We start from the raw sequence: 25,136 nt of genomic DNA, 5'->3' as shown, positions 1-25,136 counted from the left end.
TGAGCTGTTTCTCCGATGGGCAGACTGTGTTCATGAGTGTGATCGGAGTGTGGACTCATGGGTCAGTATCTGAATCCTGTAGAGGAAAAACAATCATTCGACCTTTTTTCAGTTGAACATGTGGCGACACTTGGAATTGCGGGTTTGCTCATCATTTGCCTGTGTCTTTTGACGCTGCGGATCAGGAAGTCTCAGGGAAGTTCTGCGGTGAGAATCGTTCTTGCCGCCATCCTTCTTCTGACTGAAATAAGCTTTCAGATCTGGACCCTCTCATTCGGAAAATGGTCGCTTCAATCGTCCCTTCCCATAGAGTTAAGTGATCTGGCGGTCATCCTTGCTGCTGTGATGCTGATCAGCGGGAGCCGCCGGCTGTTTTACTTTCTCTATTTCGCAGGCATCGGCAGTTCGCTGCAGGCACTGCTGACTCCGGATCTGGGGGCATATACTTTCCCTCATTTCCGTTATATTGAATTTTTTACGGCGCATGCGGGAATGATTGCGGCCTGCCTGCTGTTGATTCTGATAAAAGGCTATCGCCCGGTTTATCGATGGATCTGGATAACCTTCTTTCTGGTTAACGTATACGGCATAATCATTTTCTTTTTTAACCGGATGACAGGTGCCAATTATCTGTATCTGATGCATAAGCCGTCCGCTTCTCTTCTGGATTTTCTCGGGCCGTGGCCATGGTATCTGCTGTCGATGGAAGGCGTGATGCTGCTGGTTTTTCACATCCTCTATATCCCCTTCCTGATCCTGAAACTTAAAAAAATCAGGAATAAAAAAGTCTCCCGGTGACGGGAGACTTGACTTTTGTCCGATGTAATGGGATCAGGCCAGTTCTTTATTCTTTGTTTCTTTTCCGAGAAACAGTACCGCCAGAATCCCAACGACGATGGAGGCACAGAAAATCGTAAAGATGACGCCAATGGATACCTGACGGAGGAGAAGATATCCGACCATTAACGGACCGAAAATACCGCCGATTCGCCCGAAAGCGGCAGCCATACCGGTACCGGTACCGCGGATGAGGGTCGGATATTGTTCCGGAGAATAGGCATAAAGAGCTCCCCAGGCCCCCAGGTTAAAGAAGGACAGCAGAATGCCGGAAACCATAATCATTGGAAGGGATTCTGCAATACCGAAGAAATAAGCAAAAACAGCTGTGCCAAGCAGATAAACGATCAGAACAGCTTTTCTGCCCCATTTTTCGATCAGCCAGGCCGCTGTAAAATAACCGGGCAGCTGTGCGATCGTCATCACGAGGACATACAGGAAACTTCTGACCATACTGAATCCCTTCGCTTCAACAACACTCGGCAGCCAGAGAAACATCCCGTAATAGGAGAATACCACGCTGAACCAGAGAATCCATAGCATAACCGTCCGTCTGGCATAAGGCTTTGACCAGATTTCAGCAATATTTTTGAACGGATTCTGTTTCTCATTCTTTTTTGCTGCAAATTTTGTGGAATCATGGATATTCCACCTCAGATAAATGGCATAAAATGCGGGAATGGCACCGATAATGAGGGCAACCCGCCAGCCGTAATCCGGGATGATGAAATAGGAAACAAGCGCAGCGGCAATCCAGCCGACAGCCCAAAAACTTTCGAGCAGCACGACAGTGCGTCCGCGTTTTTCGGTCGGTACACTTTCCGAGACAAGTGTTGAAGCAACGGGAAGCTCACCGCCCAGCCCTGTACCGATGAAGAAACGGAGAATCAGGAAGATGCCGATCCCCGTGGCGAGAGCGGACAGTCCCGCTCCAACGGAAAACAGAAGCAGGGTCAGGATCAGTACATTTTTTCTTCCAATCCGATCAGCCAGCATACCGAAGATGAAGGCCCCGACAGCCATACCGATGGATCCGACAGACCCGATCCAGCCCAGCTGTGAGGCGTCAAGGCTCCAGTCTTTTCCAATCGCAACCATAATAAATGAAATCATTCCTACATCCATGGCATCGAACAGCCAGGCCAGCCCGGCCACGCCAAGTAGCTTTCTTTCCGATTGCCGGTTCACGGATCCCGTAAAAACGTCGTTATGTGTAGTTGCTGACATATTATCCCCCTGGATTCAATAATTGCGTTATCCGGAAATATCCGGGCGCTTTTCTTATCATGTGAACTTAACCTTGACCCTATTATAAATAGAAAAATAACAGGTGTAAAGACACATGAAAGTACCGCTTCTTCCATATATAAATAGCTTCCAGCTTTTTCACGTGTTAAACTATAAGAAAGCCGATAGGGTCGTACAGGAGGCGTCATGTGTGGATTTACGTGATGTGCAGGAATGGGAAAAGAAGTTTTACAGCAGACAGGGATGGCGCGATCTGCCGCCCTATATCAGAGTTGGTTTTCTGATGGAAGAGGTTGGTGAAGTCTCACGTGCTGTCCGTACTTGTGAAATTGGCAGGGATCATCATCCGGAAGAGGCGCGAAAATCAAAGGAAGAGATCAGGCAGAATTTGGCTGAAGAGATGGGCGATGTGCTGAGCAATCTGGTCATCCTTGCCAATCTGTATGACCTGAGCCTTGAAGATCTGGTCCGTGCGCACCGGGAAAAACTGTATCAGCGTTTTCACTGCAGCGAGCAAGATGTTTTTCAGTCATAATAAAGTGAAACTTCAATCAATTGGGGCCTTTCGGGTGCACAGGACATATCCGTCCATGTGGGATAAATCGCAGCATGCTGTTAAGGAAAAAAGGAGGAACCATACTATGGAGAAGGTTCAGGATCGTCAGTCAGATAAACAGGTGACCGGGTCTTTTACCGACAGGCTTCTGAATACCGTTAAAGGAGAAAACGTCACTGCGGTTTTTGGTGAACCCGTCCAGCTGGATGATAAAAAGGTCATTCCCGTGGCACGCGTGCGGGTGACCGGTGGAGGAGGCGGCGGGCTGTACGGTGAACAGGATACGGCGCCCGATCGGGCCAGTGGTGGCGGGGGAGGTGGCTATCTCTCTGTTCGCCCGTTTGGCGTATATGAAATTTCCAGGCAGGGTACCCGTTTCAAACCGGCGTATAACCTTAATGCTCTCGTTCTGATCTTTTCTGTTTTCACTTTGGGTATGGTGTTTTTACTGAGAAAATTTCTGAAATAAGACGGGAAACACCGCATTCGGAAAAGGTTCTGCCGGATGCGGTGTGTTAATGGTAAATATCGGAAACGGGTCAATAACCGACTTCTACCGAGGCATTAACGATATACATCAGATCATTCTTATCGTTCTTTTCCTTCAGAAAAATGCCGCTTGGCGCAGCCATACCCCCGTCCATGACCGTGACAGTGACTGTTCCGTAGGGGATTTCCGCCTTCACTTTTTCCAGATCGAGCTTGTCCTTGTCAAGCGGGACAGCCAGCCGGATATGGACTTTCATATTGTTCAGATCATTTTCCGGGAGAAGAGCAGTAATTCCCGGCAGTGAATTTCTGTGAATGGCATCAATAACGGCACGGACTGAGGCAGTTGTCACACTCTGACCATGGACATCAATCCCGACACCTGTCTCAATAAACAGCAAATGTTCCATGATTTATCCCTCGCTCTTGTTTTTTCTTTCTATTATACTATTAAATCAGAGATGTATAAGAGAACCCGGTTTTCTTCTGTTCTTATTCTGCAGGGTCGAGGACAGCCTTGTAAGCCATTACAAGATACGGGTTATTGAAAAGACGAACATTATTTTGTATTTTTTGTTTAATTTTCGTTTTTACATATTTTTTATGTTTATTTTTTCTTTTGGATAAGCTATAGTTAAATTTGTGGATCGTGATAAAACATAACAGGGGGTTTTTTTGTGTTGAAACAGAGAATGGCAATTGTTATTGCCTGCATCGTCGTTCTCGCGACTGTCCTCGCCGGATGCGGAAATAACGCCGGCAAGAGTGGTTCCGGTTCTTCAGATAAAGCAAACTTCAAGGTCGGAATGGTTACGGACACGGGCGGAGTAGACGACAAGTCCTTCAACCAGACTTCATGGGAAGGTCTGCAGAGATTCGGCAAGGACAATGATCTGAAGGTTGGAACAGATATTAAATATCTGCAATCCAGCCAGCCATCTGATTATTCACCAAATCTGAATCAGATGGTACACCAGAACTTCAATGTTGTGTACGGGATCGGATTCCTGATGCAGAATGATATTCAGAAAATTGCTGCGCAGAATCCGAAAGCACAGCTCGGTCTCATTGATGCTGTTGCTGTAGATAAGAACAACAAGCCTCTGAAAAATGTAGCAAGCATTACATTCCAGGAACAGCAGGGGTCCTTCCTTGTTGGTGTTGTCGCAGGTCTGACGACAAAAACAAATAAAGTCGGCTTTATCGGTGGAATTAATTCCGAACTGATCAAGAAATTTGAAAATGGCTTCAAGGCCGGCGTAAAATCGGTAAATCCTGAGGCGGAAGTTTACGCTCAGTATGCCGGAGCCTTTAATGCACCGGACAAAGGCCGTGCTATCGCCCAGACACTCTATACCAAGGGTGCAGACATTATCTATGCTTCTGCCGGTGACACAGGTAACGGGGTCTTCACGGAAGCAAAGAACCTGAAAAAAGAAGGTAAAAAGGTTTGGGTCATTGGTGTCGACAAGGATCAGCATGATCAGGGTATGCCTGAAAATGTCACGCTGACTTCCATGGTTAAACGTGTCGACAAGGCGATTTATGACGTATCAGCCAAAGCACTTAAAGGCAACTTCCGGGCGGCGAAGTTCTTGCATACGGCCTGAAGGAAGATGGTGTGGGTATTGCCCCAACAACGGACAATGTCTCTGAAAAAACACTGAATGCCGTAAAAGACTACAAAAAGAAAATTATCAATGGAGATATTAAAGTTCCCGCCACTGATGCTGAATACAAGACCTTTGAATCCGGTCTGAAGTAAGAAAGGCAGTCTTTGATGGATGGGGCGGGTGGTTTACCCCATCCATCATTTATAATGATGGGTAAAAAAAAACAGTGAAAATAGCAGCTGGTTTCTGCTGTTGTTCGCTGCTTTTTTGCAAATGGGATGCCCTGCCTGAAAACAGTTTGAAACGATGACGGACGCATGCGTGCATCATGTACATAATCTGAGAGGGGGGACAAGGATGCCCTGCGCGATTGAAATGAAACATATCCGAAAAGTTTTTCCGGGGATTGTGGCCAATGACGACGTCACCCTCCAGGTCAAAGAAGGAGAGATCCACGCTCTGTTCGGCGAAAATGGGGCGGGAAAATCCACGCTGATGAATATCCTGTTTGGGCTTAATCAGCCGGACGAAGGCGAGATTTATGTCCACGGAAAGAAAGTAAAAATAAGCGATCCGAATGATGCGAACCGTCTTGGTATCGGTATGGTTCACCAGCACTTTATGCTGATTGAAAAGTTTACGGTTGCTGAAAATATCATTCTCGGAAAGGAACCCAAAAAACACGGACGGCTTGACCTTGCTAAAGCAGTTAAAATTGTCCGCGCATTATCGGAAAAGTACGGGCTTGACGTCGACCCGTTGAAAAAGGTCGAAGATATCACAGTCGGTATGCAGCAACGCGTCGAAATTCTGAAGACCCTGTATCGCGGATCGGACATCCTGATCTTTGATGAACCGACAGCCGTTCTGACTCCGATTGAAATTGAAGAACTGATTGCGATCATGAAACGGCTCGTTCGGGAAGGGAAATCAATTATTCTGATTACCCACAAGCTTAAAGAAATTTTTGAAGCCTGTGACCGCTGCACGGTCATCCGCCGGGGGAAAGTCATCGACACGGTCAATATGGATGAGACCAACCCGAGTGATCTGGCGAATATGATGGTTGGGCGCAAAGTGAATGTTCAGCTTAATGATTCCCCATACGAGCCAAAAGAAAAGGTGCTGGAGATTCATCACCTGAACGTTCTGGATTCAAGAAAAGTCAAAGCAGTGAACGACCTCAACCTGACTGTTCATGGCGGTGAAATTCTGGGCATTGCCGGTGTTGACGGGAACGGACAGGAGGAGCTGGTTGAAGCCATCGCCGGCCTGAGAAAAACGCACGGCGGCACGATCCGTATCAACGGACAGGATGTCACAAATCAGAAGACACGCCGGATTATTGAGGCAGGGCTTGGTTTTATCCCGGAGGACAGGCAGAAACACGGTCTTGTCCTGGACTTCACGGTCAGAGAGAATCTTGCCTTGCAGACTTATTACAAAGAGCCTTACGCGAAAAGGGGCATTCTGAAAAATAAAGTGATTTCAAAGAAAGCCAGGCAATTAATTAAAGAATACGATATCCGGACGCCTGATGCTAAAACGCTTGCCCGTTCGCTTTCCGGCGGGAATCAGCAGAAGGTCATTGTGGCACGTGAAGTGGACCGAAGCCCGCAACTGCTGATTGCTGCGCAGCCGACCCGTGGGCTCGATATCGGCGCGATTGAGTTTATTCATGGTAAATTGCTCGAAGAGAGGAAAAAAGGAAAGGCAGTTTTACTGGTTTCATTTGAACTGGATGAGATTCTTCATTTGAGTGACCGTATTGCCGTCATTTATGAAGGCAGTATTATTGATATCGTCAATCCTGAAGAAACAGATGAAAAACAGCTGGGCCTTCTGATGGCCGGACGTAAGAGTGAGGTGGGCAGGTCATGAACAGATGGCTGAGGAAAATAAACTGGATGACGGTGATGATTCCGATTTTATCCGTTATACTTGGCCTGATCTGCGGTGCAGTCATTATGCTGATAGCCGGCTACGATCCGATTCTTGCCTATCAGTCCATCATTGAATCGATTTTTCTCCAGCCATACTATAGCGGTGAAACCATAAGGGCAATGATTCCGCTTGTTCTGGCCGGTATTGCCGTAGCCTTCGCTTTCCGGACCGGTTTGTTTAATATCGGTGTTGAGGGGCAGCTGATGGCCGGCTGGCTGGCTTCTGTTGCCTGCGCGATCCTTCTTGATGGTCTGCCGAAATTCATTCTGCTGCCGCTGAGCATTATTGCCGGCGGAGTTGCCGGAGGTTTCTGGGGGTTTATCCCCGGACTTTTGAAGGCCCGGTTCAAGGTCCATGAAGTCATCTCGACGATCATGATGAATTACATTGCCTTATATACGACGGCTTATATCATCAAGAATTTCCTGTATACAGAAGGTGAACGGACACCGACGATTCCCGAAACAGCTTCACTGGCCTCACCGATGCTGGCTAACCTGACACAGGGTTCACGGCTGCACTGGGGATTTATCGTTGTGATACTTGCCGTCTTCGCCATGTGGTTCATCCTGTGGAAGACGACTAAAGGGTATGAACTGCGATCGGTCGGCTTTAGCCAGGATGCATCAAAATATGCCGGGATGAACGTGGGCAGAAATATCATTCTGTCTCTGACGCTGTCCGGATTATTTGCCGGACTTGGCGGAGCCATGGAAGGCCTTGGTACTTATCAATATATGACGATAAATTCGGCATTTACCGGCATTGGTTTTAATGGCATTGCCGTTGCGCTTCTCGGTTTAAACACACCGGTCGGCGTTGTCCTGTCCGGTGCACTGTTTGCCGGCCTGCAGACCGGAGGCATGACGATGCAGTCTGTTGCCGGTGTTCCTATTGAACTCATTCAAATCATTATTGCTCTGATCATCTTCTTTGTCGGTTCCAGTTATGTCATAAAGTGGATCTGGCTGCGGTTTGCAGGAAGGGGGAATAAATAATGAGTTTCTTTGAAGTGTTGACGATTATCATTCCTTCCACTTTACTGACAGCAGCCCCTCTGATTTTTACTGCGCTCGGAGGTGTTTTTTCAGAGCGGTCAGGTGTCGTTAATATTGGTCTGGAAGGCCTGATGGCCATTGGTGCTTTTACGGCAGCTGTCTGCACGCTTGGTCTTGAGCAGGCGGGAGCAGGGGCTGCATCTCCCTGGCTCGCCATTCTTATTGCCGGCATCGCCGGCGGGCTGTTCTCCCTGATTCATGCGGTGGCCTCGATCAGCTTTCGGGCAGATCAGACGGTCAGTGGTGTGGCACTGAACTTTCTGGCGGCCGGATTGACCATTTTTCTTGTTAAGATGATCTTCAGCGGGAAGGGACAGACACCGTATATTGAAAACAACATTGATAAAATCAGTATCCCCGTGCTGAAGGATATTCCCTTCATCGGTCCGATTTTCTTCCAGCAGGTGACCTATACGTCCTATCTGGCCATACTGGCTGCGTTTGTGGTCTGGTATATCATCTATAAAACGGCGTTTGGGCTCAGACTGCGTTCAGTAGGTGAACACCCGGCTGCTGCCGATACGCTGGGGATTAATGTCACGAAGATGCGGTATATGGGTGTGATGTTAAGTGGTCTATTCGGCGGGATCGGCGGTGCGGTTTACCTGGTCACTATTACCTCCAACTATAATGTGTCGACGATTGCCGGTCAGGGCTTCCTGGCACTGGCTGCGATGGTTTTCGGGAAATGGCATCCGATAGGGGCAATGGGCGCTTCTCTGTTCTTCGGATTTGCACAGGCGCTGAGCATCACCAGCCAGCAAATTCCATATCTTGATCAGCTGCCGTCGGTGATCATGCTGACCGCGCCTTATGTGCTGACTCTGATCGTTCTGACCGGATTTGTCGGCCGGGCGGAAGCACCAAAGGCGGACGGGGTACCTTATATTAAGGGACAAAGATAGAAAGCCTGACTGAGTCAGCCAGGCTGCTGATCCGGAGCTGCTCTTATCCTGTCATTCAAAAATATCGCCGGTCCCTTTATTGTGGGTGACCGGCTTTTTTATATCAAAATTTTTCGCGGGAAAAGGATCAGAACAAATGAACACTGGCGCCGCTCGATTCGCCAGTTGGCAGACGCTTTTTCACCATGTGGATTTTTGCGCGTCTTTTTTCGGGAACAGGGTATAACTGAAACTGATAATAAAATCGGCAGCGAGGATAATCAGCCACAGACGGGCGGTTTTAAAAAGCACTTCATTCTGATCGGGATGCCCGGACAGGAAATAAACGACGAGCATCAGTCCTGACCCAATGAACCAGGCCAGCAAATGACGGTACCAGCCCTGTCTTTCCCATCTGGCATGTGCTTTTCCGAACTTCGGTTTCTTTGCCGGCGCGGGCCCACCGGCAAAGTGATGGGCAAAACGGACATCAGCCCACTTGACCATCTGCGAACCAAAGGCGATACTGACACCAATATATATGGCTGCTAGAGCGTGAGCGAAACTGGCAGGATGACCGCTTCTGAGATCGAAAAAAGTCAGTATCAGAAGAAGAAGATCCAGAAAGGGCGTGGAAATAAAAAAGAAAAGGCTGAGTTTTTCTTTCTTCATAATGTATCGGGTGATTAATCCAAGTAAAATGAATAACCAGAAACTGATCTCATCCGCGATGATAAACCAATAAATCATATACCATTTTCTCCCCGCTGTTTAATTTAACACAAATGTGTTAAAAACATTTTAACACAACTGTATGATTTAAATCAACCATGTTATACTTTGGATATGCCAAAAAAAGTAGATCATGATCAAAGAAAACAAAAAGTAGCAGAAGCCTGCTGGCGTACAATCAGAAATGAGGGTATATCAGGCGCAACGGTCCGAAAAGTTTCTCATGAAGCCGGCTTATCTGCGGGAGCGATGCGCCACTATTTCAACAGCCAGGAAGATCTGCTGTTATTTTCCATGAAGCTGGTCATAGACAGGATTGAAGGACGTTTTCAGAAGCTTACCTTTTCCGGTACACCGGTAGAACGATCCGTCCAGCTTTTAAGTCAGTTTTTACCCCTTAATAAGGAACAACGGCTGGAAATGGAGGTGTGGTATGCGTTTACGGCCGGAGTGATCCATCGTCCGGTTTTCAGATCTTTATGTGATGAAATGGATGATAAACTGCGTTTAGCCTGTTCGATAGTCATCGACCGGCTTTCCGGCTCCGGGCTGATCAGCCGGGCTATCAACCGCCGGCTGGAAACTGAAAGACTGTATGCCCTTCTGGATGGTCTGGCGGTACATGGCTTATTGCGCCCGGACCGGCTCACTCCGGAAACGATGGTGTCGCTGCTTCGCTATCATATCGCGCAGCTTTGTGGATCAGCAGGCTGACCTGCGGGACGAATCTCTGATCAATAAAAAAAGTTTCTTTTTGTATGAAACACGGACGGTATATTTTCGTTATAATGTTTTTAACGGGTCAAAAAATCAAAAAATATCTGTAGCACAGGCTCAGAAAACAGAGGCTTTCTGAGCTGTGTTCAGGTAACAGACAGATGGAGGATGAACGATGACGGCAATATGCCTCGTAAGGCATGGCGAAACAGACTGGAACGCGATGGGAAAACTGCAGGGACGGGAGGATATCCCACTGAATGAGAGGGGCGAGCAGCAGGCGATGATCGTCGGCAGGTACCTGAGGGGTTCGACATTTTCGGCCGTATATTCCAGCCCGCTGTTAAGGGCAAAAGAAACGGCGTTGATTTGTAACCACTATGTCGGCCATTTACCACTGTTTGTCAACAGTAATTTTATTGAGAAGGATTATGGACGGGCATCTGGAATGACAGTAAATGAAAGAGATAGCCATTTTCCCGATGGACATATCCCGGGCATGGAGCCATTCAGCTCAATTCAGAAACGTGTGATGGCCGGTCTGGATCAGATTCGCGGCAGGTATCAGGATGAATCTGTTCTCCTGGTTGCTCATGGCGGACTGATTAATGTAATCCTTGCCACGCTTTCAAGCGGAGAGATAGGCACAGGAAAAACCAAATTGTTTAATACGTGCATCAGCCATATTCGCTCACAGGGTGATTCATGGGACATTGTTGACTATAACCGGATTGATCACCTGAAATCGTTCGGTAAGGTCACGAGCATCTGAACGGAAGCGAAAAAAGGGAAAATGAAAGGGAACGGACAGATCTCCGTTCCCTGGTAAGTGAAGCGGGTGATGGGAATCGAACCCACGACGAGAGCTTGGGAAGCTCTAATTTTACCATTAAACTACACCCGCATATTCTGATTTTCGTTTAAAAGACAGTTATAATCTTATATAAATAAAGCGTTTTTGTCAATGCTCAGTCGCCGGGTTCAGGCAGATAAAAAGATCAGACAGGGAGTGTCGAAGGTGAAAGCAATTTTAACGGTTATCGGTAAGGATAAGGTGGGAATTATAGCCGGAGTCAGTGGTAAACTGGCCGACTTACATGTGAATATACTTGACGTGTCGCAGACGATTATGAACGGCTATTTCACGATGATGATGATTCTTGACCTGACAGAGGCCGGAGAACATTTTGGTGATATCAAAAAGGCGATGACAGAAAAGGGTACTGAATTAAACGTTCAGATTAAGGTCCAGCGGGAAGAAATTTTTACATCAATGCACAGCTTATAATGCATACGGAGGTTTTCAGAGAAAATGGAAACAAAACAGATATTAGAGACCATCCGGATGATCGAGGAAGAACAGCTTGATATCCGGACGATTACGATGGGCATCTCATTACTGGACTGTATAGACAGTGATGGAAAACGGGCACGGGATAAGATCTACGACAAGATTACCCGCCTGGCTGAAAACCTGGTGCGTACAGGTGAGGATATTGAAAATGAGTTTGGCATCCCGATCATTCATAAACGGATTTCAGTGACCCCGGTGTCCATCGTTGCCGGTGCATCGCAGGATCAGGATTATACAGCTTTTGCGAAAACGCTGGATGCAGCAGCTGAAACAACAGGTGTTAATTTTATCGGCGGATTCAGTGCACTGGTGCAGAAGGGCTGTACTTCAGGGGATCGTAAGCTGATTGCCTCCATTCCTGAAGCCCTGGCTGAAACCGGGCGGGTCTGCTCTTCAGTTAACGTGGGTTCGACAAAAGCCGGTATTAATATGGATGCGGTCGCTGAAATGGGACGGGTTGTGAAAAAGACGGCTGAACGAACAGCGGATGATCAGGGTCTGGGCTGTGCAAAACTGGTCATATTTGCCAATGCTGTCGAGGATAATCCTTTTATGGCCGGTGCCTTTCATGGTGTCGGCGAAGCAGAATGCATCCTGAATGTCGGCGTCAGCGGACCAGGTGTTGTGAAACGGGCACTTGAGAAGGTTAAAGGAAAGCCATTTGATGTCGTTTCCGAGACGGTGAAGAAAATTGCCTTCAAAATTACAAGGATGGGGCAGCTTGTCGGGCATGAGGCCTCGCAGCGGCTGGGTGTTCCAGCCGGTATTGTTGATCTGTCGCTTGCACCGACTCCGGCTGTTGGTGATTCGGTCGCCCGTATTCTTGAAGAAATGGGACTTGAATCTGCCGGCACACATGGTACGACGGCGGCCCTTGCCTTATTAAATGATGCGGTGAAAAAGGGCGGCGTGATGGCCTGCAGTCATGTCGGCGGGCTCAGTGGGGCCTTCATACCTGTTTCGGAAGATGCCGGCATGATTGAGGCGGTGGAGAAGGGGTCGCTGAGTCTGTCCAAACTTGAAGCGATGACGGCGGTCTGCTCAGTCGGTCTGGATATGATCGCGATTCCCGGTGAGACGCCATCTGAAACCATTTCAGCGATGATAGCGGATGAAGCGGCAATCGGTGTGATCAATAATAAGACGACGGCCGTACGTGTCATTCCCGCCCCGGGAAAGAAAGTCGGGGATCAGGTGGTGTTCGGTGGTCTGCTCGGTCATGCACCGGTTATGGCCGTCAGCCCATACTCCTCATCAGATTTCATTGCACGGGGCGGGCGTATTCCATCGCCGATCCATTCGTTCAAAAATTGAGAAGCAGATCATGCCGATCGATATCCCACTTCTGTTATACTTAAGTCAGGTTTTCCAGGTTTCCATGGGTTTGCATCCTGAATAAAGTGAAACGTCAGACAGTGGGGATTTTCTTCATCCGCCACTGACTGTCAGTTGAACTCGTACCCTGAGGGGGCGTCTTACTGTTAATGCGGGATAAAAAAGGATCCGCGGAGCATGCCGCAGATCCTTTTTTCTTAAATTATTTCTTTTCGCTGTGCTCTTTTTTGGAATCAGAGCCATATTCGTCGCCGGTACGCTGCGCGCGTTCCCGTTCTTCGACCGAATGTTCATCCATGGGCTGAGCTAATTCTTCGCTGAATGCACGGGATGCAAGACCGTTGGAGTTGTGCTTTTCTTCTGAATGTTTTTTTTCCGCCAAGGTGATTCACAGCTTTCTGTTATAGTTTGGACGGATGAACCGTCCTGATTAGTGTGGCCTTCAGAAGACGAAATATGCCTGCAGCAACATAATCCGGATTTATTCATAATCTGACTAAGAATCGTCCGTTGAAGCAGGGTTGAATGGAGGCAGAGAATTAATGGATAGAATTGTCATGATCTCGGGAAGCCCGGCATCCGCCTCCCGAACCGATACGGTCCTTAATTATATAGGAAAACAGTTTGAAAAACGTGGCGTCAGGGTCAGCACTTATTCGGTACGTGATCTTCCCCCGGGGCAGTTTTTTCAGCCGGATTATCGCGGGGAGCCACTTCACGGGATGCTGGAAGCGCTGTCTGAGGCGGACGGCTATGTTATTGCTTCACCCGTGTACAATCTTTTTATGACGGGCATATTAAAGGCATTGCTTGATCTGTTGCCCAGAGATGTATTCGGAGGAAAGCCAGTTCTTCCACTGATGATCGGGGGGACGGAGAAACATTTCATGGCACTGGACTTTGCCCTGAAGCCGGTCCTCGCATTTATGAAGGGAAAACCGCTCCCCGGCGTCTATCTTTTAGACAGGAAAGTGGATAAACAGGCTGAAAATCCTCTGCCTGATCCGGACATACAGCGGAGGATTGAACGTCAGATGGATGAAATGTTTCAAATGATAAAGGATAAACGATGCAAAGATATGAAAGGGAGTTGAAAAATAGTGAAGGAAACCCGTCTGGATCATGTTGATCTGACAAAAACAATGAAGAATAAAAAGAAATATGAAAAGAAACTCAGAAAGTATCAGCTGAGACTGCTGACGCTGCAGCATGTCCTTGTCGAGCGTGGCATAGCAGTCATTTTTGTATTTGAAGGATGGGATGCCGCGGGCAAAGGCGGAGCCATCAAACGGGCCGTTGCCAATCTTGATCCCAGAGGGGTGCGGGTGTCTTCCATTGCTGCTCCGGCACCCCATGAGAAAAGATATCATTATCTGCAGCGATTCTGGCGAAAAATTCCTCAATACGGGCAAATCGCCATCTTTGACCGCTCCTGGTACGGACGGGTGCTCGTTGAACGTGTTGAAGGATTTGCAAAGGAAGAGGAATGGCAGCGGGCCTATGATGAAATCAACTGTTTTGAAAAACTGCTGACCGATGATCACTATATTATTGAAAAGTTCTGGCTCCATATCAGTAATGATGAACAGCTGAAGCGTTTCCGGGAAAGGCAGGCCAATCCATTAAAGCGCTGGAAGATCACTGAAGAGGACTGGCGTAACCGGGCGAAGTGGAAGGATTACCAAATTGCGGCGGAAGAGATGTTCGCGAAGACAGACAACAGCTTCGCCCCCTGGCATATCATTCCTGCCAACAGTAAATGGTATGCGCGGGTGGCCGTGATCAGACAGATGGTCCGCGCGATTGAAAACGAGCTGACAAAACGCGAGGTCGCGCTTCCTCTTTATCCCGATAAAATGAAAAAAACACAGACGACAAAAGGAAAGGATGATCAGACTGACGCATCTGCCGGGAAGCAGGAAGAAACATCTGCCGAACGTTCACATTAATCCTTCATCCATTGTGAGCGGCACAAAACTTCCGAATGCGCTATACTTTTAAGGGAGTGAAAAGGAGGGAGTTTATGGAGATCGTACAGAAACATGTCATGATTGACATTGGTTCGAACTCCATCCGGCTGGTGGTCATCGGCATAGATAAGCATTATTTTTTTGAAGAGCTGCTGAATTTTAAAGCAGTAGCCAGACTGAGCAACTACATAGATGCACATGATCAATTAAGTGAAACCGGTATTTCCATTCTGTTAACGGTTCTTCAACGGTTTCGATCCATCATTTCCAGAGAGAAAAACATAACAGCTATTGATGCAGTGGCAACTGCCGCCATGCGAAAGGCGAAGAATCGGGATCAGGTATTCGCCCGGGTTAAAGAGCGCACAGGTCTCACGATCCGCCTGCTTTCCGGGTTGAAAGAGGCTTATTACGGGTATTATGCCATTATTAATTCAACTTATATCGAAAACGGAATTTCAATCGATATTGGCGGCGGCAGTACGGAAGTGACCGTCTTTCGCAACCGGGAGATGATCCATGCCCATTCATTCGCCTTTGGGGCGGTGACCCTTTATAAGACATATTACGCCGGAGGGGATCCGAAAGCACGGGATAAGCTGGAAGATTTTCTGAAGAAGACATTCTCCGCTTATGACTGGCTGGTCAATCAGAATCTTCCGGTTATTGGTATCGGCGGAACGGCCCGTAATCTGGCGCGGATTGATCAGATGCAGCAGCATTATCCGATGGTGGGCCTGCACCAGTACACCCTTCCGCGGGCCCGGCTGAACCACCTGACTCACGAACTCGCATCGATGTCCCTGAGCGAGCGGGAATCGATGGACGGGCTTTCCAAAGACAGAGCGGACATCATTCTTCCGGCTTCTGCAGTCATTAATATGCTGGTAAAACTGAATCAGGGTGATCAGTTCATTCTGAGCGGTGAAGGGCTCAGGGAAGGCGTCTTTTATGAGTGGATGCTCAGGCAGCGGGGGATGAACCAAATTCCTTATGTCCTTAATGAAAGTATTCGCCATTTAAGGCGGAACTTTAATCTGGATTATCATCACACGAACTATGTCAAAAAACTGGCCTTTCAGATCTTTGACGGCATTCTTCCATTTATCAGTCGGTCATTTCCGGAGAAACGGTCGGCCTGGCTGCTCTCGCACAGCGCCGATCTGGCCTATTTAGGCGAATATGTAAATAATGAGTCCAGCAGTGCCCATACATTCTATCTGCTTACCAATATTAATATTAACGGCATCAGTCACCCCGACAGACTGGCTGTTGCCCTGATTGCTTCTTTCAAGAATCGTTCAAAACTGCTTGACTTTGCCGCTCCCTTTGCGAAAATAGTGAGTAAAAATGAGTTGAAAATGTATGAAACGCTGGGAGCGGTTTTGCGGCTTGCTCACGATTTTGACCGGACAAGACAACACGTCGTTGATGAAGTCACCGTTCAGCAGACAGCGAAGAAAAAGCTCCATTTTTCGGTGTTTTACCATGATGATGCCTATTTTGAAGAACAGGCTGCACAAAAGCACAAGAAACATGTTGAACGGGCCCTTCAGTCATCGATTAATCTGCAATTTATCAAACGATAACTTTCTCATAAATGTAAGACGGACTTGAAGTATAATAAAGAAGGCTTTATACATACGGGAGGTATCAGTTCATGTCGATTTTAGTATTAGGCGGTGCCGGTTATATCGGATCACACGCGGTTCATCAGCTGATTGATGCAGGAAAAGATGTGGTTGTTGTCGACAATCTGCAGACCGGACACAGGGAAGCGTTGCACCCGCAGGCGAAATTCTATGAGGGTGATATCCGTGACAAGGCATTCCTCGATTCCGTGTTCAAAAGGGAGTCCATTCAGGGCGTGATCCACTTTGCTGCCAATTCGCTCGTCGGCGAGTCCGTGGAAAAGCCGCTGAAATATTTTAATAACAATGTATACGGCATGCAGATTCTGCTTGAAGTGATGCATGAAAATCATGTAAAGTACATTGTGTTCTCTTCAACAGCAGCAACTTACGGGGAGCCGAAAAAGGTACCGATTACCGAGAATATGCCGACGCAGCCGACGAACCCGTACGGTGAAACCAAGCTGACCATGGAAAAGATGATGAAGTGGTGTGACCGCGCGTACGGCATGCGCTATGTCGCTTTACGTTACTTTAATGTCGCCGGCGCAGCCAAATCAGGAAATATTGGGGAGGATCACCACCCGGAAACGCATCTGATCCCGATCGTACTTCAGGTAGCTGCCGGCGGGCGGGAAAAAATCCTGATTTTCGGTGATGATTACCCGACAAAAGATGGAACCTGTCTTCGTGACTACGTTCACATTGAAGATCTGATTGCTGCCCACCGGCTTGCACTCAGCTATCTGATTCATGGCGGAAAGAGCGATGTTTTCAATCTGGGTTCAAACGAAGGCTTCTCAGTAAAAGACATTATCCAGGCGGCACGGGACGTTACCGGAAAGCCGATCCCTGCTGAAGTGGCTCCGCGCCGGGCAGGTGATCCGAGTACACTCATTGCTTCATCAGATAAGGCAAAGAAAACTCTGGGCTGGAAACCGGAACATACAAATATTCCGGAAATTCTGACAGATGCCTGGGCCTGGCACAGCAGTCACCCTGAGGGCTATGCGACACCGTCGACTGACAAATGAACAGAATAATCACGGAAAAGCTTCTGATCAGGGAGCTTTTTTTATGCGCAGATATCTAAAAATAAACATAAATAAAATAACAAAACACAGTCGAAACGTAAGAATGATTAGTATATAATGAAAAAGAAGCTTGTCAAAATTTACACATATTCTTTGGGGGGAAGATGAAGTGAAGAAAATACTGGCAGTCATGATGGCGTGTGCCCTTGTTTTTCTGCTTGCGGCCTGCGGCAATAACGATTCGGCGTCAGGAGACTCAGGATCAAACGGAAACAAAAAAGAAATCAAAGAACTGACTATGGGGTTTGTTCCGTCACAGGAAGCTGACCAGATTGCCGACACGGTTAAGCCGCTTTCGGATTATCTGTCGAAAAAACTGGGCGTGCCGGTTAAAGCACAGGTCATGACAGATTTCTCCGGTCTTGTTGAAGGTATGAGAAGCGGCACCATCGATATCGGCTTTACGAATCCTTTCGGTTATGTTCAGGCTGCCGACCGTGCCAATGCAGAAGTTCTTGTCAAAGCGATTCGTCTGGGATCGGATACTTATCGTGCACAGTTTGTTGTCTCTGCCAATTCTAAACTCAAATCCGTTGACGATATTGCCAAAACCAAAGGCCTGAAATGGGCATATCCGGATCCACTGTCGACATCCGGTTATCTGTTCCCGGGTTCACTTTTGATGGACAAGGGTGTTAAAAATCTGGAAACCTTCTATACCCAGCAGGCTGCCGGCGGACACGACAGCGCAGTTCTTGCCGTTTACAATGGTCAGGCTGATTTTGCAACCACTTTTGAAGATGCAAGAACCGTTGTCAAAAAAGATGCTCCGGATGTTATGGACAAGCTCAAAGTCATTGGCTATACAGATAAAATTCCTAATGATGGTGTTTCTGTAAGTAAAGATATGCCTGAAGAATGGAAAACGAAAATTAAGAACGCATTTATGTCAATCAATGACGATAAAGAGGCTTTGAAAGTGATGAACGATGTCTATTCCTGGGACGGCGTTGCGGAAGCAACCGATAAAGATTACGATATTGTTCGCACAGTATATGAGCGATTCAAAGACAAGCTCGAATAATCAGCAGGGCTTCAGAAAAAAGAGGGGAGTCGGTGCTCCCCTCTTTTTTTAATATAATCAGTACATAAAGAGAAATGGCCCGGGATCAGGAAGGATGAAGGTACACCTTTGCCAATGTATGGGCAGAACGGTAATCAGCAAGATAAAAAAGGGGAATGTACATGATTGAATTTCGCGATATTTCGCTGACCTATCCAAACGGACACAGAGGATTGAATCATGTCAATCTGAAAATTGATTCCGGTGAATTTGTGGTTGTTGTCGGCTTATCCGGAGCAGGAAAATCAACCCTGGTGCGCTGCATTAATCAGCTTGTGAAACCAACGGAAGGCGAACTGCTCATTAATGGGAAAAATACACTCAGGTACAGGGAACATGAACTGAAGCATCTGAGAAAAAATATCGGCATGATTTTTCAGAACTACAATCTGGTCAATCGGATGTCGGTTTTGCGAAACGTACTGACCGGACGCCTGGGTTACACCGGAACGATACGCAGTATGTTCGGGCTGTTTTCACAGAAAGACAGGGAGCTGGCGTTTAACAGTCTGAAGCGGATTGGTATCGCTGAGAAGGCCTACTCACGGGCGGATGAACTGAGCGGGGGCCAGCAGCAGCGGGTGAGCATTGCCCGTGCATTGACACAGCAGGCGAATATCATCCTTGCAGATGAGCCGGTCGCAAGTCTTGACCCGCCGACCTCCCATGTGGTCATGCGCGATTTGAAGCGTATTAATCAGGAAGACGGGATTACGACCATTGTTAATCTTCACTTTATTGATATGGCGATGGAGTATGCAGACCGGATCGTCGGCATGAGAAACGGTGAAATTGTTTTTGACGGATCGGTCGACACGGTTTCTGAAACCACATTCGAAGAAATTTATGGTCGTAAGATAAAGGATAACGACATGCGTCGCGGGAGTGTGAATTAAATGCCGCAGAACTCTCAACAAAAGTCAGTAAAAATTCCACTTATGCCGGCGAGAGGAAAATGGATACTGACGGCCATTGTTGTCATTGTCATTGCACTGTATGCCTTGTCCGCCCGTGTATCCGGATCCTCACCGGTTAAGTTTTTCTCGGGACTTCCTTATGTGATTCAGTTTATCAGTCACGATCTGATTCCGCCGGACTGGGGCTATACTTCCCGGGCTATTGAACGCCTGATCGAAACATGGAACATGGCCCTGCTGGCGACAACATTTTCAGCACTTGTTGTTCTTCCGTTCAGTTTTCTGGCCTCCCGAAATATTAATCGGAACAAATGGCTGTATCAGATCACACGTTTTTTTCTGAATATTATTCGAACGATTCCGGATTTGATTCTGGCGGTATTGTTTGTCGCTTTGATCGGACTCGGTCCCCTTTCCGGCATCTGTGCATTATGTGTGTTCTCATTCGGAATTCTGGCAAAAATGATCAGCGAGACGATAGAAGCGATAAACCCGGATCCGCTTGAAGCCATTCGGGCGACGGGAGGCAATATCATTCAGGTGATCTGGTATGGGGCCATGCCTCAGATTCTGCCACTGTTCACCTCATATACCCTGTATGTGCTGGAGCTGAATGTCCGTGCATCTGTTGTTCTCGGATTCGTTGGCGCCGGAGGGGTTGGCCTGATCCTGAAGCAGCAGCTCTCACTGTTTAATTATGCGAATGTCTCCACCATCATTATTTATACATTCTTTGCCGTAGCTATTATCGACTTGATCAGTAACCAATTGAGGAGGCGACTGGTCTGATGGATGAGAATTATGTTGACGTGCAGAAACCGAAACATCTCAAACGCAGAATCACATTCGGTATTGTTGCCCTTGTGCTGATTGTACTTTATATCATCGCCTTCTCGATGACCGATCTGACCTATCACGGTTCTTCGATTAGTTCTTCCGGTATTCTGAAACGGCTGTTCTGGGGTACGTTCTTCGATCCGGTGACGCAGGGGCGCATTGGCGAGTTTACCTTGCTGATGTTTCAGACGCTGGCCATTGCCTATGCCGGGACGGCGATTGCTGCCGTAGTCGCGATTCCCTTTGCTTTTCTCGCAGCTAATAATATGCTGAAAAGATTCTCCTATTTCGGCAAATTGTTTCTGGACGCTATCCGGGCCTTCCCGGAACTTGTTCTGGCGATTATCTTTGTCGGTTCATTCGGTATCGGTCCCTATGCCGGGGTGCTTGCCATAGGCGTACACTCCATTGGCATGCTCGGAAAACTGTACTCCGAAGTCATCGAATCGATTGACATGACGGTCATCGAAGCACTGAAAGCAAACGGAGCCAATAAAATACAGATCATGTGGTTCGGTGTTCTGCCGCAGGTGATTCCGGAATTTTCGTCCTTCGCCATTTATCGATATGAAATAGACGTCCGGGCATCGACGATTCTCGGTGTTGTCGGTGCCGGGGGGATCGGTACGCCCCTGATTCTGGCTTCCATGCAGAGAAACTGGGAACAGGTCGGCATGATGCTGATTCTGATCATTATCTTTGTGTCGATCATTGATTTTATCAGTGCACAGATCAGAAAAAGACTGGTCTGAATCATTTTTTCGGCAAAACGGAATACGCCAAAAGAGGACAGCCATGTTGTGGCTGTCCTCTTTTCTTCGCTGGTAAAAGGGTGACCTTTCACTCAGTCATGATAGGACTGGGCAATGGCATCGGCAGTGACAATGGCGTTAAAGACATCATCAGGCGTCACAGCAAATGGCATGTTACACATGGTATCTCCCTTGGCACAGGCCATCTCGGCCACTTTTCTCCATTCATCGTCATTGAATTTATCAACGCCGAGATCTTTCAATGTCAGAGGAAGGCCAACCGCTTTGATGATTTTTATAATTTCTTCCATCTCTTCAATTGGTGCGTTTTCAAGAACAAGTTGAGTCAGCAGACCGAAAGTCACTTTTTCGCCATGCTGCGCCCGATGAAGGGCGGGTACGGCGGTCATTCCGTTATGAACGGCGTGGGCTGCGGCAAGTCCTCCTGATTCTGCTCCGACACCACTGAGGTAAATGCTTGCTTCAATGACCGCTTCAACAGCTGTTGTTGATAATCTTTTTTCGACTGCACGGACGGCAGGAACGGCATTACGGCGGATGGTATCGTAACAGAGTTTTGAAAGGCCGACACCGATCAGAGACGGTTTAAGGGCAGCCAGATTGATCCCGTCTGCTCTGTAGCAGGCCCGGGATTCAAAGTATGTGGTGAGTCCGTCGCCGATCCCGGCAATGAAGAAACGTGCCGGAGCGGCGGAAAGGATTTCAGTATCGGCGATCACCATATCCGGATTACTGGGAAGATCCAGATAGTGATCAAACTGTCCTTCCGGTGTATAGATAACGGCCAGAGACGTACATGGCGCATCGGTTGAGGCGATGGTCGGATAAATGACAACGGGTAATTTTTCAAAGTAGGCAGTCGCTTTAGCAGTGTCAAGCGTTTTTCCGCCGCCAATACCGACGATTACATTGGCGCCGCAGGCCTGGGCGAGTTTCCTGTTCCGGGTAATTTCTGCGTCAGAACACTCGTAATTAAACTTTTCAAATGTTGCCTTCGCGCCGTTTTTAAATGAAGCGCCTCCCTCTTCCTCAGCACGTTCATAAATAAATTCATCACATATAAAGTAAGCGTTATCACCGAGGGGCGCTATATAATTACTGATATTTTTTAAAATGCCTTTTCCAACAATGAACTTCTTGGGAGAAGTTACTGATTTTGCCAGTTTTTCATGTTTTTCTACTGCTATTGTTTCTGTCATATGTGTCCATCACCCTTCACTTTGTTAGCTACATTATAAATCTGTCAACCGGTCAATTCTAGTGAAAACGCTTAAAAATGTTAAATATTTATGAAATATGACGGATAAAGGCTGATTTACGGATCATAATGAGATATGAATCATTGACATATAAAGATTGACGGAAATAAAAAGATACAAGCTCATGGCGATTGGGGGGCGCCTTGCGTAAAAATTATTTTCTCCCAAAACAGGGGGCATGTATGGTCAAAAATCAGGGACAATTTACACCCATATGAAAAGTGCAGAGGAAGGTTTCCCGGAATCCGCCCTTATCGGTTGGGGGGATCCGATTAAGCGCCTGCTCAGATGAATAGACGGAAAAATTCCGCTTACTGAGTCATTTAATTTAAGAATAGCTAGAATAGACGGAGAGATTCCGCCTATTGACTGGAGAAACGGGGAAATGGAGCTTTTTGCCCGGCTTAATCGGAAAATCTCCCCTTATGTACTCCCCGAAAAGCGCGCCGTTATGCCCCTGACCGGAAAATATCCGCTTATTTTACTTTTCGCTCTCAGGACAAGACATCTTATTTAGAAGAAAGTGATATGAAACCCCTCGCAAGATAGGAGATAGCCTGTGGCGGCTTTGAAAGGGATCGCAAAACGCAGAAGAAGAAGATTTGCCTGGTCAAACGGTATAGCTCTGCTGAATATGTTGGCGTGATGAAAAAAATCAGCATCGCAAAAAGCCCAGTACAAAATTATTTTGACACAATTTTTATTTCATAGTAAAATGAGTCCATCGGTTAATTAAATATTTCTTATCCAGAGTGGTGGAGGGACAGGCCCTATGAAACCCGGCAACCTCATGATCTATCGATGAAGGTGCTAATTCCTGCAGAATGCGCTGTGGCAAATTCTGAGAGATAAGAGAAATTCGGAAACGAACAGCCTCTCTTATCGGAGAAGCTTTTTTTTTACCTTTTTTATTCTGGATAAGGGATATATGTACCGGAAAAAAACAAACAGATGCACCAGGGGGGAAGAAAATGAGACACTTGCGTAAGGTTCTATCAGCAGCTTTTATCTTTATACTGGTTTTTGTACTGTCGGCCTGTGGAAACGGAAGCGGGTCATCATCAGGCGAGCTGAGCACGAAAGAGGTGACTGTCGGGGTGACCAGCGGGCCGCACCAGCAGGTTATGGAGCAGGTTGTAAAACTGGCTAAAAAGGACGGGCTGACGATCCATCTCAAGTCTTTTAACGATTACAACCAGCCGAATATCGCTTTGAATGACGGCAGTCTGGACGCCAACAGTTACCAGACGATGCCTTTCCTGAAGGATCAGATCAAGAATAAGAATTATAAAATTACCGATGCCTTTGCTACTGTTGCCTATCCGCTGGGGATTTATTCGAAGGCCATCAAAGATCTGGATCAATTGAAAAAGGGCGATAAAATTGCAGTGCCCAACGATCCGGCAAATGAGCTGCGCGGACTGCAGCTGTTTGAAAAAGCAGGTGTGATAAAATTGAAAAAAGGTTCCGGCGTCACAGCGACAAAGCGGGATGTCGTTGAGAATCCGAAAAATCTCGAAATTATTGAGATGGACGCCGCCCAGTTGCCGAAACAGCTGGATGAAGTGGCGGCTGCAGCGATTAATACCAACTTTGCTATGGGAGCCGGTCTGACCGTTCTTAAGGATGCCATCTTCCATGAGCCTCTGAAGAATAATCCTTATCCGAACTATTTTGTTGTCCGGACGGAAAATAAAGATGATGAAGTGATTGGCAAAATCAAAAAATACTACCAGTCTCAGGAAGTTAAAGATTATATTCAGAAACAGTTCGGTGGTTCCGTTGTGCCGGCCTGGTAAGGAGTCCCTTCAATGATTGATATCCATCATGTTTCCAAAACATTTGTAACAGGAAAGACGAAAATTCAGGCGCTCGATGATGTGACGCTCACCCTTAATAAAGGCGAGGTTTTCGGGGTCATCGGTTACAGTGGGGCAGGAAAGAGTACGTTAATTCGCTGTATTAACCTGCTTGAACGCCCGACGAGCGGTTCCATCTTCGTTGATGGAACAGATCTTCTCAAACTGAAACATAAAAAGTTGCGTCAGATGCGCCGAAAAATCGGAATGATTTTTCAGGGATATAATTTGCTTGAGACCGCAAATGTCTATGATAATATTGCGATCCCGCTTAAGCTTGAAGGTGTACCGAAACAGGTCATCAGGACACGTGCGGAAAAGTATCTTGAAGTCGTTGGCCTGCAGGATCGCATGCATGCGTTTCCCGGCCAGCTGTCCGGTGGTCAGAAGCAGCGCGTGGCGATAGCACGGGCGCTAGCTCATGAACCGGAAGTGCTGCTGAGTGATGAAGCAACAAGTGCCCTTGATCCGAACACGACAGAGTCGATCCTCGAACTGTTGCTCAAGGTTAATAAAGAACTGGGAATCACTGTCTTTTTGATTACCCATGAAATGAATGTCATTCAACGCATCTGTGACCGTGTGGCTGTGATGGAAAAAGGGCGGATTGTGGAGCAGGGCCCGGTATTAGACATTTTTGCCCGGCCTGAAAGGGCACTGACGAGACAATTTGTCCGCAATGAATCACGATTCAGGATTCCCGCGCCGCTGTTTCAGGAATTGAAAAGCACAGGGAAACTGGTTCATCTGACCTTTATCGGGGAATCAGCAAAAGATCCGGCACTTGCGACACTGGCCCGCCGCTTTGATGTACTGCCCAGTATCATCGCCGGCGGCATCGATCAGTTAAAACAGGAGTCGATCGGCAACCTGCTTGTCCATCTCAAAGGAAATCCTGATCAGATTCGTGAGGCGACAAATTATTTGAAGGCCGAACAGATTATCGTTGAGGAGGTCGCTGACTGA

The 25,136-nt window shown here is 47.4% G+C and carries 25 protein-coding genes, 1 tRNA gene, 1 pseudogene and 1 riboswitch; of the genes and pseudogenes, 21 read left to right on the top strand and 6 right to left on the bottom strand.

Annotated features, from left to right (window positions below; translation table 11 throughout):
• The first annotated feature begins 57 nt into the window (after positions 1 to 57).
• Complete coding sequence (locus ABNN70_RS01995; protein ID WP_353948589.1) at positions 58 to 798, top strand: TIGR02206 family membrane protein; 741 nt, start codon at positions 58 to 60, stop codon at positions 796 to 798.
• A gap of 33 nt (positions 799 to 831) precedes the next feature.
• Here ABNN70_RS01995 and ABNN70_RS01990 read toward each other — a convergent pair whose 3' ends face one another.
• Positions 832 to 2,064, bottom strand: a complete 1,233-nt coding sequence (locus ABNN70_RS01990; protein WP_353948588.1) for an MFS transporter — start codon at positions 2,062 to 2,064, stop codon at positions 832 to 834.
• Positions 2,065 to 2,275: 211 nt separating this feature from the next.
• Between ABNN70_RS01990 and ABNN70_RS01985 the strand changes: the two genes are divergently transcribed.
• Both ABNN70_RS01985 and ABNN70_RS01980 read left to right on the top strand, forming a co-directional pair.
• Positions 2,276 to 2,620 carry a MazG-like family protein gene (locus ABNN70_RS01985; protein WP_129929365.1) on the top strand — a complete coding sequence of 115 codons (345 nt, stop codon included), beginning with the start codon at positions 2,276 to 2,278 and terminating at the stop codon, positions 2,618 to 2,620.
• 106 nt (positions 2,621 to 2,726) lie between these two features.
• Complete coding sequence (locus ABNN70_RS01980; RefSeq protein WP_353948587.1) at positions 2,727 to 3,110, top strand: spore germination protein GerW family protein; 384 nt, start codon at positions 2,727 to 2,729, stop codon at positions 3,108 to 3,110.
• A gap of 70 nt (positions 3,111 to 3,180) precedes the next feature.
• Here the strand turns inward: ABNN70_RS01980 and ABNN70_RS01975 are convergent, their stop codons facing one another.
• On the bottom strand, positions 3,181 to 3,540 hold the full coding sequence (locus ABNN70_RS01975; protein ID WP_129929367.1) for a Lin0512 family protein: 360 nt from the start codon (positions 3,538 to 3,540) through the stop codon (positions 3,181 to 3,183).
• A 282-nt stretch (positions 3,541 to 3,822) separates the two neighbouring features.
• Between ABNN70_RS01975 and ABNN70_RS01970 the strand changes: the two are divergent.
• From ABNN70_RS01970 to ABNN70_RS01955, 4 genes and pseudogenes are all read left to right on the top strand, one after another.
• Positions 3,823 to 4,895: pseudogene (locus ABNN70_RS01970) on the top strand (BMP family ABC transporter substrate-binding protein).
• A gap of 205 nt (positions 4,896 to 5,100) precedes the next feature.
• On the top strand, positions 5,101 to 6,624 hold the full coding sequence (locus ABNN70_RS01965; protein WP_353948586.1) for an ABC transporter ATP-binding protein: 1,524 nt from the start codon (positions 5,101 to 5,103) through the stop codon (positions 6,622 to 6,624).
• Positions 6,621 to 7,685, top strand: a complete 1,065-nt coding sequence (locus tag ABNN70_RS01960; RefSeq protein WP_353948585.1) for an ABC transporter permease — start codon at positions 6,621 to 6,623, stop codon at positions 7,683 to 7,685. Before ABNN70_RS01965 ends, ABNN70_RS01960 begins: the two co-directional genes overlap by 4 nt.
• Entirely contained in the window at positions 7,685 to 8,650 is a 966-nt protein-coding gene (locus tag ABNN70_RS01955) for an ABC transporter permease (protein ID WP_129929371.1), read from the top strand. Before ABNN70_RS01960 ends, ABNN70_RS01955 begins: the two co-directional genes overlap by 1 nt.
• Before the next feature lie 180 nt (positions 8,651 to 8,830).
• Here the strand turns inward: ABNN70_RS01955 and ABNN70_RS01950 are convergent, their stop codons facing one another.
• Positions 8,831 to 9,379 (bottom strand): hypothetical protein, encoded by a 549-nt coding sequence (locus ABNN70_RS01950; RefSeq protein WP_129929372.1) that lies wholly within the window; start codon positions 9,377 to 9,379, stop codon positions 8,831 to 8,833.
• A 96-nt stretch (positions 9,380 to 9,475) separates the two neighbouring features.
• Between ABNN70_RS01950 and ABNN70_RS01945 the strand changes: the two genes are divergently transcribed.
• The gene (locus ABNN70_RS01945; RefSeq protein WP_129929373.1) at positions 9,476 to 10,075 is read left to right on the top strand and encodes a TetR family transcriptional regulator C-terminal domain-containing protein; all 600 of its coding nucleotides are present in this window, start codon (positions 9,476 to 9,478) and stop codon (positions 10,073 to 10,075) included.
• A gap of 178 nt (positions 10,076 to 10,253) precedes the next feature.
• Positions 10,254 to 10,850: a histidine phosphatase family protein gene (locus tag ABNN70_RS01940; RefSeq protein ID WP_129929374.1), complete on the top strand. Its 597-nt coding sequence runs from the start codon at positions 10,254 to 10,256 to the stop codon at positions 10,848 to 10,850.
• A gap of 61 nt (positions 10,851 to 10,911) precedes the next feature.
• Here the strand turns inward: ABNN70_RS01940 and ABNN70_RS01935 are convergent.
• A tRNA-Gly gene (locus tag ABNN70_RS01935) sits at positions 10,912 to 10,982 on the bottom strand.
• Positions 10,983 to 11,096: 114 nt separating this feature from the next.
• Here ABNN70_RS01935 and ABNN70_RS01930 point away from each other — a divergent pair.
• Together ABNN70_RS01930 and ABNN70_RS01925 are read left to right on the top strand one after the other, a co-directional pair.
• Positions 11,097 to 11,366, top strand: coding sequence for an ACT domain-containing protein (locus tag ABNN70_RS01930; protein ID WP_129929375.1), 270 nt, complete (start codon positions 11,097 to 11,099; stop codon positions 11,364 to 11,366).
• Positions 11,367 to 11,390: 24 nt separating this feature from the next.
• Positions 11,391 to 12,746, top strand: coding sequence for a PFL family protein (locus tag ABNN70_RS01925; RefSeq protein ID WP_353948584.1), 1,356 nt, complete (start codon positions 11,391 to 11,393; stop codon positions 12,744 to 12,746).
• 223 nt (positions 12,747 to 12,969) lie between these two features.
• Here ABNN70_RS01925 and ABNN70_RS01920 read toward each other — a convergent pair whose 3' ends face one another.
• On the bottom strand, positions 12,970 to 13,149 hold the full coding sequence (locus tag ABNN70_RS01920; protein ID WP_353948583.1) for a hypothetical protein: 180 nt from the start codon (positions 13,147 to 13,149) through the stop codon (positions 12,970 to 12,972).
• Positions 13,150 to 13,309: 160 nt separating this feature from the next.
• On the opposite strand from ABNN70_RS01920, the gene ABNN70_RS01915 reads away from it, so the two are divergent.
• From ABNN70_RS01915 to phnE (ABNN70_RS01880), 8 genes are all read left to right on the top strand, one after another.
• Positions 13,310 to 13,861 (top strand): NAD(P)H-dependent oxidoreductase, encoded by a 552-nt coding sequence (locus tag ABNN70_RS01915; protein ID WP_353948582.1) that lies wholly within the window; start codon positions 13,310 to 13,312, stop codon positions 13,859 to 13,861.
• A 6-nt stretch (positions 13,862 to 13,867) separates the two neighbouring features.
• Positions 13,868 to 14,716 carry a UDP-galactose-lipid carrier transferase gene (locus tag ABNN70_RS01910; protein WP_353948581.1) on the top strand — a complete coding sequence of 283 codons (849 nt, stop codon included), beginning with the start codon at positions 13,868 to 13,870 and terminating at the stop codon, positions 14,714 to 14,716.
• A 74-nt stretch (positions 14,717 to 14,790) separates the two neighbouring features.
• Positions 14,791 to 16,326 carry a Ppx/GppA phosphatase family protein gene (locus tag ABNN70_RS01905; protein ID WP_353948580.1) on the top strand — a complete coding sequence of 512 codons (1,536 nt, stop codon included), beginning with the start codon at positions 14,791 to 14,793 and terminating at the stop codon, positions 16,324 to 16,326.
• A gap of 71 nt (positions 16,327 to 16,397) precedes the next feature.
• Complete coding sequence (gene galE, locus ABNN70_RS01900; protein ID WP_353948579.1) at positions 16,398 to 17,402, top strand: UDP-glucose 4-epimerase GalE; 1,005 nt, start codon at positions 16,398 to 16,400, stop codon at positions 17,400 to 17,402.
• 169 nt (positions 17,403 to 17,571) lie between these two features.
• Positions 17,572 to 18,486: a phosphate/phosphite/phosphonate ABC transporter substrate-binding protein gene (locus ABNN70_RS01895; protein WP_353948578.1), complete on the top strand. Its 915-nt coding sequence runs from the start codon at positions 17,572 to 17,574 to the stop codon at positions 18,484 to 18,486.
• A gap of 161 nt (positions 18,487 to 18,647) precedes the next feature.
• Positions 18,648 to 19,421, top strand: a complete 774-nt coding sequence (gene phnC / locus ABNN70_RS01890) for a phosphonate ABC transporter ATP-binding protein (RefSeq protein WP_353948577.1) — start codon at positions 18,648 to 18,650, stop codon at positions 19,419 to 19,421.
• Positions 19,422 to 20,231: a phosphonate ABC transporter, permease protein PhnE gene (gene phnE, locus ABNN70_RS01885; RefSeq protein ID WP_353948576.1), complete on the top strand. Its 810-nt coding sequence runs from the start codon at positions 19,422 to 19,424 to the stop codon at positions 20,229 to 20,231.
• Positions 20,231 to 21,031 carry a phosphonate ABC transporter, permease protein PhnE gene (gene phnE, locus ABNN70_RS01880; RefSeq protein ID WP_129929385.1) on the top strand — a complete coding sequence of 267 codons (801 nt, stop codon included), beginning with the start codon at positions 20,231 to 20,233 and terminating at the stop codon, positions 21,029 to 21,031. The genes phnE (ABNN70_RS01885) and phnE (ABNN70_RS01880) overlap by 1 nt, the downstream gene beginning before the upstream one ends.
• 92 nt (positions 21,032 to 21,123) lie before the next feature.
• Here the strand turns inward: phnE (ABNN70_RS01880) and ABNN70_RS01875 are convergent, their stop codons facing one another.
• Positions 21,124 to 22,251 carry a glycerol dehydrogenase gene (locus tag ABNN70_RS01875; RefSeq protein ID WP_129929386.1) on the bottom strand — a complete coding sequence of 376 codons (1,128 nt, stop codon included), beginning with the start codon at positions 22,249 to 22,251 and terminating at the stop codon, positions 21,124 to 21,126.
• An 800-nt stretch (positions 22,252 to 23,051) separates the two neighbouring features.
• Positions 23,052 to 23,166, top strand: a riboswitch (SAM riboswitch).
• Positions 23,167 to 23,282: 116 nt separating this feature from the next.
• Here ABNN70_RS01875 and ABNN70_RS01870 point away from each other — a divergent pair.
• Both ABNN70_RS01870 and ABNN70_RS01865 read left to right on the top strand, forming a co-directional pair.
• Entirely contained in the window at positions 23,283 to 24,110 is an 828-nt protein-coding gene (locus ABNN70_RS01870) for a MetQ/NlpA family ABC transporter substrate-binding protein (protein ID WP_129929387.1), read from the top strand.
• A 12-nt stretch (positions 24,111 to 24,122) separates the two neighbouring features.
• Positions 24,123 to 25,136 (top strand): methionine ABC transporter ATP-binding protein, encoded by a 1,014-nt coding sequence (locus tag ABNN70_RS01865; protein ID WP_353948575.1) that lies wholly within the window; start codon positions 24,123 to 24,125, stop codon positions 25,134 to 25,136.

Origin of the sequence: Sporolactobacillus sp. Y61 (assembly GCF_040529185.1) — a bacterium.
Lineage (GTDB): Bacteria > Bacillota > Bacilli > Bacillales > Sporolactobacillaceae > Sporolactobacillus.
The sequence above is the reverse complement of the archived record's forward strand: the minus strand, read 5'-3'. Positions and strand labels throughout refer to the sequence as shown.